Here is a 255-nt window from a genome sequence, read left to right on the forward strand (position 1 = left end):
CATGCCGATAATGCCGTAGCGGTTACCCTGAATCGCCGTGGTGGGCGAGGACAGGCCTTTCAGTGCCAGGATGAACAGCACGGCTGCCACCAGGTAAAGTACTGCGGATACGTTCTCCATCTGCTGTACCCCTTATTTTTTCTTCTTCTTGAACATGTCGAGCATGCGCTGGGTGACCATGAAGCCACCGAAGATGTTGATACTGGCCAGGAAGATACCGATGGTGCCCAGCACCGATGTCACGGTGATCTGGCT

General features: G+C 54.5%; 2 protein-coding genes. Both read right to left on the bottom strand.

The window, feature by feature from the left end:
• On the bottom strand, nucleotides 1-120 hold a 120-nt coding region (locus tag ACZ9XP_RS18070), incomplete at its 3' end, for an NAD(P)(+) transhydrogenase (Re/Si-specific) subunit beta (RefSeq protein ID WP_465188975.1).
• A 12-nt stretch (nucleotides 121-132) separates the two neighbouring features.
• Nucleotides 133-255: proton-translocating transhydrogenase family protein (locus ACZ9XP_RS18075; RefSeq protein WP_465188974.1), on the bottom strand; the 123-nt coding region annotated here is incomplete at its 5' end.

The sequence above is a fragment of the Vogesella perlucida genome (assembly GCF_979366545.1).